The organism is Pilosibacter sp. NGB245, from assembly GCF_057397225.1.
In genome coordinates this window covers 1,934,713-1,947,980 of record NZ_CM171584.1, presented here as the reverse complement: position 1 = coordinate 1,947,980, position 13,268 = coordinate 1,934,713, and the positions used below count along the sequence as shown (strand labels likewise).

Sequence of the window (13,268 nt, the reverse complement as noted above, 5' to 3'; positions counted from 1 at the left end):
ACCATGCCGACATGTTTCCGGCCGTATCCTGGAGAACTGCTATACAGCTGGATTATACGGCTCTACAATTCAAACGGATACCCTACCGTTTATAAAATGTATTTAATGGTATGCCGTCATGTGTTTGGCACCATGAAAGGAGAGCGTAAAAATGATTTCATTAGGAGAACGATATCTTTTCCATGTGCATACGTTCCGCTGCGGACATGCAGAGATGGTATCCGATGAAGAATATATCAAAAAAGCGATTGGTCTTAGAGCAACTGATATCTGCTTTACGGATCACGCTCCATTCCCCGGTAATCCGTTTGGCGGACGGATGAAGTATGAGGAACTGCCGGAATACATATCCACTCTTAAAAATCTGAAGGAACAGTATCAGAGAAAAATCAAAATTCATATCGGACTGGAGATTGAGTATTTTTCCAGATATGATCAGAGTGGATATTATCAAGAACTTTCCAATAATCCGGATTTGGAAATTCTTTTGCTTGGACAGCATATGGCAGAAGACCCGGAAGACAGAGAGCATTATACGTTCGAATGGCCGAAAGAACGATTACAGGTTGACGAATACACAGTTCTTGGCGATGCGATGATCGCGGGAATGAAAACAGGCTGTTTCAAGATCGTTGCTCATCCGGATCGGATTTTCAGAAGACAGAAAATCTGGACTCTGGAAATGGAAGCAGTTGCTGTACGGGTGATTGATGCAGCTGTGAAATATGGATTGCCTCTGGAAAAGAATTGTTCCTCCATGCGACACAAACATCATTATTGGAAGGAGTTCTGGGAGATAGCCGAAGTGAACGGTGTGGAGACGGTTATCGGATTGGATGCTCACAAATTAAAAAGGCTGGAACTGCCAGATTTCCAATAACGAGGTAATAGGGAGTTTACAGATTCCAAAAAGATATTTCAAACAAAGTAATAAATATGAATAGTCCGTTTTATTGGACAGCATTTGTGTTATGATAAGGGTACAAAGAAAAACAAATCAGCAATCTTTAAGGAGGGCGCCGGTATGAAGTGGAAGGATTTTAACGGTGATGGAAAAATTGATGCAACTGAAAGATTCTTATGGGATGAATTAATGTGTACCAGCAAAGAGGAACACGAGGCTCTTTTTGGAGATGCCGGAGATTTCGATGAAGATGATGACGACGAGGATGACATTGACTTCGATGATTGTGATATGGATGATGACTTCTAAATAGCAATATTATAGGAAACAATGGAAGAGGATGAATGCTCAGATCAGCTGACATTTATCCTTCTTTGAAATAGGGCTACCGCAATCCCACTGGCTTTAGACGGTGGGTTAAGGTAGCCGGAAGCGGAGGTTTGTGCTATACTTGCGTTATGGAAACGTGGAAATCAAAAACAGACACAAATATTTGTTACAGTATCATATTCGTATGCAAGTATAGAAAGAAATTGCTGATGTCAAAACAAATATCAGATGATATAAAGCAGTTTTCTTATGAGATATGTCAAAAGCATAAAGTCATTATCAGATATATGGAGACAGATAAAGATCATATTCATTACATGATAGAAACAGAACCAACAATGTCTATCAGTAAAATAGTAAATCTGATGAAGAGTTATACAACCTATCATATTTGGAAAAGATATCCGGATTATCTACGAAAACATTTCTGGAAAGAACATACTTTTTGGACGGACGGATATTTTGTCTGCAGTGTAGGAAATGTATCAGAAGAGATGTTGAGAAAATATATAGAAAATCAAGGGTAGGAAGGTGGCGACAGTGGGTGTTAAAAGCATATAAATACAGGATATATCCTAATAGCGAACAAAGAATTCAGATTGCAAAAACATTTGGCTGTTGCCGTTTTGTTTACAATCAGACATTGGCATATCGGAAAGAAATATACGAGAAAGAGAAAAAGTCAGTTAGTAAAACGGATTGTAATAATTACTGTAACAGAGAATTAAAGAAAGACTATGAATGGTTAAAAGAAATAGATAAATTTGCTCTGACCAACGCAATCTATCACATGGACGCTGCATATCAAAAATTTTTTAAGGAACATGCAGGATATCCGAAATTCAAGAGCAAACACGATAACCATAAATCATACACAACAAACTTCACAAATGGAAATATAGCGGTAGATTTTGAGACAGGGAAGATAAAATTGCCAAAATTAAAAGCGGTAAAAGCAAGGTTACACAGGGAATATCGTGGGCAGATTAAGTCAGCGACCGTTTCGCAGGTTTCCAGTGGAAAATACTATGTGTCCATACTTGTAGAAACGGAGCATAAGGAACTGGCACATACAAATCATAACATAGGAATCGATTTAGGACTTAAAGATTTATGTATTACTTCCGATGGGAAGGTATATGAGAATCAAAAAATTATAAAAAAATACGAGAAACAGCTTGTAAAGCTGCAAAGGCAACTGTCACATAAAGGAAAGAGAAGTAAGAACTATTATAAAACAAAGAAAAAGATAGCAATATGCCATGAGAAAATAAGGAATATGAGAAAAGATTATCTGCATAAAGTTTCACATGAGATTATCAGCGAAAACCAAGTGATAGTTTCAGAGAATTTACAGATAAAAAACATGGTAAAAAATCATCATCTGGCAAAAGCCATAAGTGATGCATCATGGTATGAGCTGACAAGACAGTTAGAGTATAAGGCAAAATGGAATGGCAGGAAATACATCAAAATAGATACATTTTATGCCAGTAGTCAATTATGTTCTGTTTGCGGGTATCAGAATCCAGATACAAAAGATTTGTCAGTGAGGACATGGATATGCCCGAAATGCGGAGCAGAACATGACAGGGATATCAATGCCGCGAAAAATATACTGACAGAAGGATTAAGACAAATAGCATAAAGAAATATATAGGGCAGGGACTGCCCAAATTAACGCCTGTGGAGATAGTAGGTTACGAGGTCGATGAAGCAGGAAGCCCATTGGCTTAAGACAATGGGTAGTTCACCCAGAGGTTCAATGCAGTCTTTCCTGTGCAGTGATATAACTGTCGTATCAGGGATATTACGGGAAAGGAGAAAGCACAATGGATGAAACCGCAAAGAGAATTACAAAGCGAATGAGTCCGAAGGAAAACGGAAAGAGACGGAAGGAAGAATGTTCCGTTTTTCTGTCGCACCGTAAGAGAGAATCGCTATGGGAAAGGATTTCCATATGGAGAGAAGACATTGTCTGCATTTATCAGAGACTGAGGTACGGATACTGTTACCGTGACACCTGGTCGATCGACCAATGGTTCCTTACGGTTGTTTCGAACATGATCCATGACCTTCGTGTTAACAGTCATGGCTACCCCGGCTCCTTTAAAGGAGCGGAAGAAGAAAACATCCGGAAATGGGACCGTATTCTGGGAAGAATGGAATTTCTGTTCCGGGAAGCAAATGAGGGCACGTGCAGAAAGAAAAATCCGTATGAGAAAGAACATGACCTGGCACGGGAAGAATTCACGGCAAAATACGGCATGTTCGGAGAGAAACTGAAAACGGAAGAGGAGATTGCAAGGGAAAAGCGGGAGCATACGCATCGTCTGTATACGATGAGCGATGTTCCGAAATATGCGGAGATATCGGAAAAGTGGCTGGCGGCCGAGGGAGAACTGCGTGAGTACCGGGACCGGTGCCTGAAGCAGGGCATGGAGCTTATGACGAAATATTTTTGGAACCTGTGGGATTGATAGGCATGGACGGGTAAAAAAGCGGCGGGGAGTCGAAGGAGGATTCCCTGCCGCTTCTGTCGTGGGCTTTCTGTTTCTTCCGGTTGTATGCCCTGCCGTTCGGCATGGTCCGCGTTGCCGGGTTCAGGATGCCCCAGGTGGAACGCCGTAAGGAATGGTATGCTTTTTGTGCTTTCTTAGTCTGTTTGCTGATCGGGACAAATGATTTCTTCATGCAGCACCTCGATTCTGTTCCAGTGTTTCCATGATGCCGTTGCAGAATTCCATGTAATCGTTGTGCCCGAAAAGAAGCATCTTGTTGCGTAAGGACTCCATGGATTTCTCAAATTCCGCCGTATCTTTCTTTCTGACTTTGCAGAGAATGATACGGTACGGGGAATCGTCCCGTGAGAATTCGTTTCCTAACCGCACGGAAACATGGTTCTGCGCGAGCAGGGAATCCGCAAGATAGTCCTTGTGGTCGATGTACATATATGGGACGGACAGGATGGACAGGCCGTCCAGTCTCAGAAAATTTTTCATAGGCTCCTCCTTTGTGATAGCTGTCTGTAAGGAAAAGGCTGCGAAATTCACATTCCGCAGCCGTGGTGCCTGAAACCGTACCCCGGCACCAGCGTGATCGCTCACGGGTTTTCTACAGGGGGATTATTTACCATTGATATTTGCTGAATTAGCGTACCATGAACCGAAAGATACAACGGATAAAAAATAACAAAACAATCCATGTCACTGAACGTTAACAATCCCATCTGCATTTTTAAAGACCCTGTACGGAAAATTCTTTAACAAGAATCAGCAAGAATTCTCCCACCTCTATAGGTGGTGAGATGAATTGCCATCTCTTGCATAGTGTGATAGTTGGTATGTAGATATCAGATTATTGCACATAGCTGTGCTGTGTATTGTAAACTTCTCATATATTGATTTTTGTAGTCGTGCTATATCATCAATTCTGCATAAAATGAATAAGCCTGAAGGAAAAATAGATTGCAGATCAAACAGAACAAATGTTCTGAAATGTAATAGACAAATGATCTCATTTGTGATATAATTAAATCAGTCGAAATAAAAAGAAAGGCTGATAAATATGAGAGAACTTGACAATAATGCACATTCAGTATTTTTACTCTGTTATCATCTGATCCTGGTCGTAAAGTACCGGAAAAAGGTCCTGAATGATCCGATCTCGGATCGCGCACGAGAAATCTTTGAATACATTGCGCCCAAATATCATATCACCCTGGAAGAGTGGAATCACGATGAGGACCATGTCCATATCATGTTCCGTGCCCATCCGAAGTCGGAACTCAGTAAATTTATCAATGCCTATAAAAGTGCCAGCAGCCGTCTGATCAAAAAAGAGTATCCGGAGATCCGGCAGAAGCTCTGGAAGGAAATGTTCTGGAGTCAGAGCTTCTGCCTCCTGAGTGCCGGCGGAGCTCCGATCGAAGTGATCCGTCAGTACATCGAGACACAGGGGGAGAAAAAATATGAACGTAGTATACCGGTTTCGGATCTATCCCAATAAAATACAACAGGAACTGTTTGCAAAAACATTTGGATGTGTCAGGTTCGTATATAACCGGATGCTGTCAGAAAAGAAGGAATGCTATGAAAAGACCGGAAAAAATCTAAAGGTCACTCCGGCAAAATATAAGGCAGAATTTCCATGGCTAAAAGAAGTGGACAGCCTTGCTCTGTGCAATGCCCAGCTGCACCTACAGATTGCATATAAAAACTTTTTCAGGGATCCATCGTTTGGTTTTCCGAGATTCAAGTCAAAAAAGAATCCTGTTAAAAGCTATACCACAAACAGTGTCAATGGAAATATCCTGTTAAAAGATGGGAAACTGAAGCTCCCCAAAACTGGCTGGATCCGGATCCGGCAGCATCGTAAGATCCGAGAAGATGCCTGCCTGAAAGGTGCATCCGTCTGTCTGGAAGCTGATGGGCGGTATTATGTTTCTCTTCTGTATTTTTGTGAAGAAAAGCCAGTGGAAATAAGGAACATAAGGCAGGCCGTCGGACTCGATTTTTCCATGAAAGAACTATATGTAGATTCCAATGGAAAACATGCAGGTTATCCGCACTATTTCAGAAACAGCCAGGAAAAACTGGCGAAAGCGCAGAGAAAACTGAGCCATTGCCGGAAGGGAAGCAATCGTTATAAAAAACAACAGAAAAAAGTGGCGCGGATCCATACACATATCGCTCACCAGAGAAAAGATTATCTGCATAAAGAATCAAGAAAGATAACCAATTTCTATGATATCGTATGTATCGAAGATCTGGATCTGAAGACGATGAGCGGGGAACATCATTTTGGAAAAAATGTTCATGACAACGGCTGGAGAATGTTCACAGATTTTTTGCAGTATAAACTGGAACGGGAAGGGAAGAAACTTGTCCGCATCGACCGCTGGTATCCAAGTTCCAGAACATGCAGCTGTTGTGGAAAAATAAAACATGATCTGAAACTGGAAGATCGGGTATATCTTTGCAGCTGCGGAAACCGGATGGACCGTGATGAAAATGCGGCGGTCAACGTCTGCCGGGAAGGCCTGAGAATATCCGGGATCATATTAGAAAAAAGCGAAAAAGCATCATAAAAATATATCAGACAAAAAGAACCGTGGGACACACGGGGATCGCTCGTGAATGCTTTGCCCAACGGGGTAATCGAACGAGAAGCCCCCACTTCAAGCGTGAGCTAAGTGGTGGGAGTATGTCACATGTCCGCTTCAAACAGGAACGTCTGATTGTACTGATCAAGGGCAATCTGCATTTCCATGATTTCGCCGGAGATATGTTCGTAATCCTGTTTTACCAGTTCTGGATCGTAATTGGTATAGCGATACTCAGGAACGGCATTCCTGGAGCTGAATGCATGGGAAGATTCCCTCATTTTCGGAAGGCATTTCCGCATGGTGTCCAGGGTCGCTTTGCGGGAGTTGAGCTGTGCCATCCTTACCAGAATGCTGTCGACGCTCATTTCCGTATCGCCTACCATGATCTTTGCTGTTGCGTTGGCCAGGTTCAGGGCGTGCTTGATAATAACGGTTTTTCGATCAATTTCTTTCAACGTCTCGGAAACGGCGGAGTAGTCATACTCCGGAATGACCGGTTCCTCGCTGACGGCGGCAACGTATGTACGGGATGTCGCTTCCTTGGCTTCCCAGTAGGACTTTTCGTCCGCCAGGCTTTTGAGCAGTTTATTGGCATAAGCCGAAGTCATTTTCATGATGTATTCGCCTCCTTCGCATCAATTCCTTATGACACGATTATAAGGCGAGAGAGGGAAGATGTCATTGAACCCTTGGTTTAAAGAAACCCATAAAAGAGGAATATCCCCGTCAATGACGAGGATATTTTCAATGCTGGTATGTAACAGTCTGCTGAGAATGATAAAGTTGTTCAGGCTTGGAAGTGATTTCCCGGCGATCCACTTATAGATTGCCTGCGGGTTCTCAAAGCCGAACGCACCCTGGATCTCGCGATTGGATGCTGCGGATTGCGACCATATCGTAAGAATGAATATGAGATCGGGTTTCATCTGCTTCCGCAATTCTGGAGAAAAGGCTACGCAGTGGAAGCTGCATCGGCTGTCATCAACTACGCGTTTTCCATTTAGAAAGCAGACGCACTGTTTGCAGGACATAATCCTCATAATACTGAATCTGCAAAGGTTTTGCGTAAGCTGGGTTTTCACTATATTGGTGACGAATTTTACGAACCAACCGGCTTATATCATCCGTCCTATGAATTAAAGCAAAAACATTAGAATCGCAGATTCTGGTTTGCCGAGCTCTATAGGAGTAAATGATACATTGGAAAATCATGAAATAATATTTAACCCGACAAACGGCTGCATCTCATTTCGGGCATAAGATATTTCGACTGGTATTCTCGAAATAGGGAAAGGGACAACAGCGCAAGAGCACAGCCTGGAAGATATGAAAAAATCTCCGACAGTTCCACTGCAAAAACACAGCGGACTGCCGGGGATTTTTCTTTTGTTATAAACAAATCAACTCATCATGCGGAAAAGACCGATGACTTTACCGAGGATCTCTACGTGATCCAGGATGATCGGGTCCATCGTGGAGTTTTCTGGCTGGAGACGGAAGTGACCGTTCTCTTTGTAGAACGTTTTTACGGTCGCGGAGTCATCAACGAGCGCAACGACTTTATCGCCGTTCTCGGCGTCCGGCTGCTTTGCAACGATGACTTTATCACCGCTGTAGATCCCTGCTTCGATCATACTGTTTCCTTTTACCTTTAACATAAATACTTCTTTATTCGGGAGCATTTCGGCAGGGATCGGAAGATAATCTTCGATATTCTGCTCCGCGAGGATCGGAGTTCCGGCGGCGACCGTACCGATCACCGGCACATTTACAACTTCACGTCTTGTAAGAGCGAAATCATCATCGAGAATCTCGATAGTTCTCGGCTTCGTCGGATCCCGGCGGATATATCCGTTCTTCTCCAGGGATTCCAGGTGGGAGTGGACCGAGGAGGTGGATTTCAAGTGAACCGCCTCACAGATCTCGCGCACAGCCGGCGGATATCCTTTCTTTAAGATCATTTCTTTTATATATTCAAGTATTTCTTTCTGCTTATCAGTAATTTTTCCCTGACTCATGAGACCCCTCCTTTTATTCGTCACGGCGATTAGGAAAATGGCAACCGCGCATACACGGGGAGACATTTGACGACCGCTGTAATAATCTGCAAAAGAATATTTCTTCTCTGCATACATAGTATCATAAACTGCGAAAAAAAGCAAACTTTTGTTCGAAAAAATGGAGAAAAAGAATTGACAAACATATGTTCGCGTGATAGAATCTAAACCAGAACAGATGTTCCCGAACATGAGTTTGCACTTACTGAATACAGAGGAGGAACCAATATGAAGAAGTATTTGATCGCTCTTGTGATGATCGTGATGATCATGTCCTGCTTTTTTGGAAAGACCCTGGTTATGGCGAATGAAGACGAGGATGATGCCGTCTATAACCGCTATTATACGACGATCGAGGTGGAAAAAGGTGATACCCTCTGGTCTGTTGCAAAAACTTATTATCATCATTCCGGTATGTCCGTGCGGGAATATGTATATGAGCTGAAACTGATCAACGGAATGGTTTCTGACGAACTCCGTGCCGGTGATATGATCTCCGTGGAGTATTATGCGGAGACGCCGGGAAACCCGTATATAAAGTGATGATATAAGACAGAAAGATACAGAAGAGAGGATGCGGAGAGAAAGACTCTCCGGGCTGCAAACGAGATCCTTTGGGCAGAATGATGTCCGGGGATCTTGTTCTTTCTCCGGGATACTTGCATTCCAGCTGACCGGCGGCCAAAAGTTCCTTGCTTGCTATTGCCGGGATAAAACGGTACAATAGGAGGAGCAGAAGAGAGAGCAATAGGAGGAACCAATGAAATTATTCCATTTATCGGACCTTCATATCGGAAAGAGAGTCAATGAGTTTTCGATGATCGAAGACCAGAAATATATTCTTAAAAGAATTCTTGATCTGGCGGAAGAAGAAAAGCCGGACGGGATCATCCTGGCCGGTGATATTTATGACAAGCAGATCCCGTCCGCGGAGGCGGTCCAGGTGTTCGACGAATTTATCACAAGGCTTGCCGGGAGAGCGATTCCTGTTTTTATTATCAGCGGGAACCATGATTCGGCGGAACGGCTGGCTTTCGGCGGAAGACTGTTGAACAGCCGGGGGATCTACCTTTCGCCTGTATATGATGGGAGTGTCACGAAGATTCCGCTGAAGGATCAATACGGAACAGTCTGGATCCACCTGCTCCCGTTTATCCGCCCTTCGACTGTGCGGCATGTATTTGAGAATGAGGCGGATCTGGTAACGGATGTCCAGACTGCGGCGGAGACGGTGATCCGCCATATGGAGATCGATCTGAAGGATAGAAACATCCTTGTCGCACACCAGTTTGTCACGGGAGCTTCCAGGTGCGAGTCGGAGGATGTTCAGGTCGGTGGTCTCGACAACATTGACGCAGCGGTCTTTACACCGTTTGATTATACAGCACTTGGACATATCCACAGTCCCCAAAACGTAGGAACTGACCGGGTTCGCTATTGCGGGACTCCCTTAAAATATTCATTTTCGGAGGTGGACCAGGAGAAATCAATTACAGTCGTGGAGTTGGAGAAAAAAGGAACAGTAAGGACCAGCCTGCTGCCGTTAAAACCTCTCCGGGATATGAGGAAGCTCCGGGGCACTTATCTGGAACTTACCGACCGTTCTTTTTACAGAGATATGAACCGTGAAGATTATATCCAGGTGACCTTGACGGACGAGGATGATGTGCCGGACGGTCTTCAGAAACTGCGTGTGATCTACCCGAATATCATGCAGCTTTTGTATGACAATCAGAGGACAAAAACCACTCAGGAGGTCGATGCAGCGCAGGCCGTAGAAAAAAAGACAGAGATCGAACTGTTTTATGAGTTCTATGAACTTCAGAATAATCAGCCTATGACGAAACAGCAGAAGAATTTTGCAGAGCAATTGATCCGGGAGATAAAAGAATGAAACCTGAAAAACTGGTGATCAGTGCCTTCGGCCCATACGCGGGGGAGAACACGATCGATTTTGAACAACTTGGAGAACACGGTCTTTACCTGATCACGGGAGATACCGGCGCCGGTAAGACGACGATCTTTGATGCGATCACATTTGCCCTGTACGGTGAGGCAAGCGGAACTGTGCGGGAAGCCGGAATGTTCCGGAGCAAATATGCGAAAGCAGAGACGGAGACGTTTGTGGAGCTGACTTTCGCCTATCAGGGAAAAGAATATATCGTCAGAAGAAATCCGGAATATGAATGCCCGAAAAAGCGAGGAACCGGATTTACAACGAAAAAAGCGGATGCGGAACTGATCTATCCCGACGGACGTCAGCCAGTGGCAAAGATGGGCGCGGTCACAAAGGCTGTGACGGAGCTGATGGGTCTCGACTATAAACAGTTTACTCAGATTGCGATGATCGCCCAGGGGGATTTCCAGAAACTTCTGATCGCAGGGACTGCGGAACGCGGAGAAATCTTCCGTCAGATCTTTCACACGGAGATCTTTCAGGAGATCCAGTGGCGTCTGCGGGACGAGGAAAAGCGCAGACGAAAAGATTATGATGATCTGCGCCGGAGCATTACCCAGTACCTGGAGGATGCCTGCTTTGAGGAAGATCCGGCGGCGGAACAGGAATTTAATTCCTTAAAAAAGGTACACTTTGAAGGAAAAACAATGCGGGGGATCGAGCTGCTGCGCAGTGAGACAGAAAAAGAAAAGGTACATCTGGAAACGCTGGATGGATCTGTGCAGAGCCTGGAAAAGCAGATCCGCGCGGTAAATGAAAAAAAGGGAAAGGCGGCCCAGATCAGACGGATCGAGGCAGAACTGGAGAATAAAAAACAGGAACGGGAACGACTGAATCCGGAGTATGAAGCGGTCCTTGCAGAATGGAAAAAAGTGGAGAAAAAGTCGGAGCTTCGCGAAGAACTGGCAAAGAAAGTTCAGAAACTGGAACTGGATAGTCAGAGATTTCTGGAACTGGATCAGAAAAGAGGAGAAGCGGCTGGGAAAGAACAGACACTTTTGAGCGTTCAGACAGATAGAAAGTCGATGCAGGAACAGACGGATCTTCTGCAAACAGAACTGGAGAACCGGTCTGGGGACAGAGAGAAGATTTCCAGAGCACCGGTGGAGAAAGAGCAGCTGTCAAATGCGAAAGAAGCACTTTTGCGACAGAAAAAGGAACTGGAAGAACACCTGGAGCGGCTTGAGTCGACTTACAGGGAATTGAAAGATGTGCAGAAAGAGTACGCAATCTCGATTTCCCTGCGTGATGAGAGCCGCATACGGTATGGACACCTGGAAACACTGTTTCTGAATGCCCAGGCCGGCATTCTTGCACAGGATCTGGAGGAAGGAATCCCCTGTCCGGTATGCGGTTCCTGTCATCACCCGGCTCCTGCTGAGCTTGCAGAAGAGATCCCGGATCAGGAAGAACTGAAACTAAGGAAGAAGGAAGCTGAACGGGCAGGAGTGAAGTCTGAGAGGCTGAGCGAGAGAGCCGGAAACTTAAAAGAAAATCTGGATCTCGAGATAAAGAGGATAGTGGAGCTTCCTGCCGTTTTGAAAGCAGACCTGTATAACAGGATATCAGAGATATCGGATCCTGCGGAGTGTATGACGGCAGCCAGACTGGCGATAACAAAGACGGAGAAAGAACTTTGTGAACTGGAAATCCGTATCAGATCGAATGCAGAACAGCTGAAACAGCTAAAAACGCTGGAAGATTCAATAAAGAAGCTGGAAAAGGCTCTGGAGACGGCGAAAGAAAAAAATACGGCGCTTGCCTTGTCGGAGCAGAACCTGTTGACATCCCTGTCAATGCTGAAGGTGCAGGTGAAAGAGCTTCAGGAAAGGCTGGAAGGGCAAAATGCGGCAGAGATCGAAGAAAACCTGAAAATGATGAAAACGCAGAAAAGGGAGCTGGAGCTGGAAGAAAGCAGCGCGAAGGCTAAAATGGAAAAATACCAGAGAGATATGGCGAGCTTGGATTCTGCGGTGGAAACACTGGAAAAACAGATCGGAAAAAGAGAAGAGCTGAAGGAAACGGAACTCTCAGAGATGCTGGAACGCCTGGAGACGAAAAAAACAGGAACATTAAAACAGCGGGAACAGCTCCATTCGGCTTTACAGAACAACCGGAAGATCTACGAGAAGGTCTGCACCTGGCAGAATCTCATGGAACAGACAGAACAGGAATATATCTGGGTCCACTCACTTGCGGACACGGCAGCCGGGACACTGAATGGAAAGCGGAAGATCGAACTTGAGACCTATGTCCAGATGGCGTATTTTGACCGGATTCTGAGGCGGGCGAATATCCGGCTGATGACGATGAGCAGCGGTCAGTATGAACTGAAAAGAAGTGAGACATCGGGGAACAAAAAGGACAAGAGCGGACTGGAACTGAATGTGATCGATCACTATAACGGAAGTGAGCGGAGTGTAAAGACGCTCTCCGGCGGCGAAACGTTCCAGGCCTCGCTTTCCCTGGCGCTGGGACTTTCGGATGAGATCCAGTCTATGGCAGGCGGGATCCAGCTGGATGCCATGTTTGTGGACGAAGGATTCGGTTCTCTTGATGAGGATGCGCTGGACCAGGCGGTAAAGGCACTGGGAAATCTTGCGGACGGAAAAAAACTTGTCGGTATCATTTCTCATGTTGCGGAGCTGAAAGACAGGATTGAAAAAAAGATCGTGATAACAAAAAAACGCGGTCGGGAAGGCGTGGGAAGCACTGTCAGAATATCGGACGGCGTGATCTGAAAACGTGCGTGACAGCAGATCCGGCAGGAAGAGAGCTATTCCAGCCAATGTCCGTCGCAGTCGGAAGAAGTGTCAGCCAAATATGCGGAGAAAAGGAACCGGAAAAAAGAAGCATCTACATCGTAGATACGGTGATCTAAAATGCAGATGCGCGGTAATTCAATTGCCGATA

Annotated in this window: 14 protein-coding genes and 1 pseudogene; 11 read left to right on the top strand and 4 right to left on the bottom strand. The window is 44.8% G+C overall.

The features are described from left to right. Nucleotides 1-151 precede the first annotated feature (151 nt). The 5 genes and pseudogenes from ACXMYH_RS08710 (at nucleotide 152) to ACXMYH_RS08690 (ending at nucleotide 3,714) form a co-directional block, all read left to right on the top strand. A complete protein-coding gene (locus tag ACXMYH_RS08710) occupies nucleotides 152-880 on the top strand; it encodes a PHP domain-containing protein (RefSeq protein ID WP_486554701.1) in 729 nt (242 codons plus the stop codon). Nucleotides 881-1,024: 144 nt separating this feature from the next. Then, complete coding sequence (locus tag ACXMYH_RS08705) at nucleotides 1,025-1,213, top strand: hypothetical protein (RefSeq protein ID WP_118529910.1); 189 nt, start codon at nucleotides 1,025-1,027, stop codon at nucleotides 1,211-1,213. 149 nt (nucleotides 1,214-1,362) lie between these two features. Then, nucleotides 1,363-1,761 (top strand): annotated as a pseudogene (gene tnpA, locus ACXMYH_RS08700) (IS200/IS605 family transposase). Between the two features lie 17 nt (nucleotides 1,762-1,778). Then, nucleotides 1,779-2,882 (top strand): IS200/IS605 family element RNA-guided endonuclease TnpB, encoded by a 1,104-nt coding sequence (gene tnpB / locus ACXMYH_RS08695; protein ID WP_486554700.1) that lies wholly within the window; start codon nucleotides 1,779-1,781, stop codon nucleotides 2,880-2,882. 184 nt (nucleotides 2,883-3,066) lie between these two features. Next, a complete protein-coding gene (locus tag ACXMYH_RS08690; RefSeq protein WP_215703600.1) occupies nucleotides 3,067-3,714 on the top strand; it encodes a hypothetical protein in 648 nt (215 codons plus the stop codon). Here ACXMYH_RS08690 and ACXMYH_RS08685 read toward each other — a convergent pair. Both ACXMYH_RS08685 and ACXMYH_RS08680 read right to left on the bottom strand, forming a co-directional pair. Beyond that, a complete protein-coding gene (locus ACXMYH_RS08685) occupies nucleotides 3,680-3,928 on the bottom strand; it encodes a hypothetical protein (protein ID WP_486554699.1) in 249 nt (82 codons plus the stop codon). The two genes, ACXMYH_RS08690 and ACXMYH_RS08685, sit on opposite strands and share 35 nt — an antisense overlap. Beyond that, nucleotides 3,925-4,236, bottom strand: coding sequence for a hypothetical protein (locus ACXMYH_RS08680; RefSeq protein WP_486554698.1), 312 nt, complete (start codon nucleotides 4,234-4,236; stop codon nucleotides 3,925-3,927). Before ACXMYH_RS08680 ends, ACXMYH_RS08685 begins: the two co-directional genes overlap by 4 nt. A 565-nt stretch (nucleotides 4,237-4,801) precedes the next feature. On the opposite strand from ACXMYH_RS08680, the gene tnpA (ACXMYH_RS08675) reads away from it, so the two are divergent. Both tnpA (ACXMYH_RS08675) and ACXMYH_RS08670 read left to right on the top strand, forming a co-directional pair. Next, on the top strand, nucleotides 4,802-5,242 hold the full coding sequence (gene tnpA, locus ACXMYH_RS08675; RefSeq protein WP_486554652.1) for an IS200/IS605 family transposase: 441 nt from the start codon (nucleotides 4,802-4,804) through the stop codon (nucleotides 5,240-5,242). After that, nucleotides 5,205-6,323 (top strand): RNA-guided endonuclease TnpB family protein, encoded by a 1,119-nt coding sequence (locus ACXMYH_RS08670; protein ID WP_486554697.1) that lies wholly within the window; start codon nucleotides 5,205-5,207, stop codon nucleotides 6,321-6,323. Before tnpA (ACXMYH_RS08675) ends, ACXMYH_RS08670 begins: the two co-directional genes overlap by 38 nt. A gap of 119 nt (nucleotides 6,324-6,442) precedes the next feature. Here the strand turns inward: ACXMYH_RS08670 and ACXMYH_RS08665 are convergent, their stop codons facing one another. Beyond that, a complete protein-coding gene (locus ACXMYH_RS08665; protein WP_486554696.1) occupies nucleotides 6,443-6,955 on the bottom strand; it encodes a hypothetical protein in 513 nt (170 codons plus the stop codon). Nucleotides 6,956-7,225: 270 nt separating this feature from the next. Between ACXMYH_RS08665 and ACXMYH_RS08660 the strand changes: the two genes are divergently transcribed. Beyond that, nucleotides 7,226-7,345 carry a GNAT family N-acetyltransferase gene (locus ACXMYH_RS08660; protein WP_486554695.1) on the top strand — a complete coding sequence of 40 codons (120 nt, stop codon included), beginning with the start codon at nucleotides 7,226-7,228 and terminating at the stop codon, nucleotides 7,343-7,345. A 396-nt stretch (nucleotides 7,346-7,741) separates the two neighbouring features. Here ACXMYH_RS08660 and lexA read toward each other — a convergent pair whose 3' ends face one another. Next, complete coding sequence (lexA, locus tag ACXMYH_RS08655) at nucleotides 7,742-8,359, bottom strand: transcriptional repressor LexA (RefSeq protein WP_118298003.1); 618 nt, start codon at nucleotides 8,357-8,359, stop codon at nucleotides 7,742-7,744. A gap of 267 nt (nucleotides 8,360-8,626) precedes the next feature. Here lexA and ACXMYH_RS08650 point away from each other — a divergent pair, with 267 nt between their 5' ends. From ACXMYH_RS08650 to ACXMYH_RS08640, 3 genes are all read left to right on the top strand, one after another. Further along, nucleotides 8,627-8,941 carry a LysM peptidoglycan-binding domain-containing protein gene (locus ACXMYH_RS08650; RefSeq protein WP_118298004.1) on the top strand — a complete coding sequence of 105 codons (315 nt, stop codon included), beginning with the start codon at nucleotides 8,627-8,629 and terminating at the stop codon, nucleotides 8,939-8,941. A 217-nt stretch (nucleotides 8,942-9,158) separates the two neighbouring features. After that, nucleotides 9,159-10,292: an exonuclease SbcCD subunit D gene (locus ACXMYH_RS08645; RefSeq protein ID WP_486554694.1), complete on the top strand. Its 1,134-nt coding sequence runs from the start codon at nucleotides 9,159-9,161 to the stop codon at nucleotides 10,290-10,292. Beyond that, nucleotides 10,289-13,096 (top strand): AAA family ATPase, encoded by a 2,808-nt coding sequence (locus ACXMYH_RS08640; protein WP_486554693.1) that lies wholly within the window; start codon nucleotides 10,289-10,291, stop codon nucleotides 13,094-13,096. Before ACXMYH_RS08645 ends, ACXMYH_RS08640 begins: the two co-directional genes overlap by 4 nt. Nucleotides 13,097-13,268: the final 172 nt, after the last annotated feature.

Coding starts and splice junctions, on each gene's coding strand:
- ACXMYH_RS08645 (WP_486554694.1), top strand. CDS start 9,159: ATGAAATTATTCCATTTATCGGACCTTCATATCGGAAAGAGAGTCAAT.
- ACXMYH_RS08690 (WP_215703600.1), top strand. CDS start 3,067: ATGGATGAAACCGCAAAGAGAATTACAAAGCGAATGAGTCCGAAGGAA.
- ACXMYH_RS08710 (WP_486554701.1), top strand. CDS start 152: ATGATTTCATTAGGAGAACGATATCTTTTCCATGTGCATACGTTCCGC.
- ACXMYH_RS08705 (WP_118529910.1), top strand. CDS start 1,025: ATGAAGTGGAAGGATTTTAACGGTGATGGAAAAATTGATGCAACTGAA.
- lexA (WP_118298003.1), bottom strand. CDS start 8,359: ATGAGTCAGGGAAAAATTACTGATAAGCAGAAAGAAATACTTGAATAT.
- ACXMYH_RS08640 (WP_486554693.1), top strand. CDS start 10,289: ATGAAACCTGAAAAACTGGTGATCAGTGCCTTCGGCCCATACGCGGGG.
- ACXMYH_RS08680 (WP_486554698.1), bottom strand. CDS start 4,236: ATGAAAAATTTTCTGAGACTGGACGGCCTGTCCATCCTGTCCGTCCCA.
- ACXMYH_RS08650 (WP_118298004.1), top strand. CDS start 8,627: ATGAAGAAGTATTTGATCGCTCTTGTGATGATCGTGATGATCATGTCC.
- ACXMYH_RS08685 (WP_486554699.1), bottom strand. CDS start 3,928: ATGAAGAAATCATTTGTCCCGATCAGCAAACAGACTAAGAAAGCACAA.
- tnpA (WP_486554652.1), top strand. CDS start 4,802: ATGAGAGAACTTGACAATAATGCACATTCAGTATTTTTACTCTGTTAT.
- ACXMYH_RS08670 (WP_486554697.1), top strand. CDS start 5,205: ATGAACGTAGTATACCGGTTTCGGATCTATCCCAATAAAATACAACAG.
- ACXMYH_RS08665 (WP_486554696.1), bottom strand. CDS start 6,955: ATGAAAATGACTTCGGCTTATGCCAATAAACTGCTCAAAAGCCTGGCG.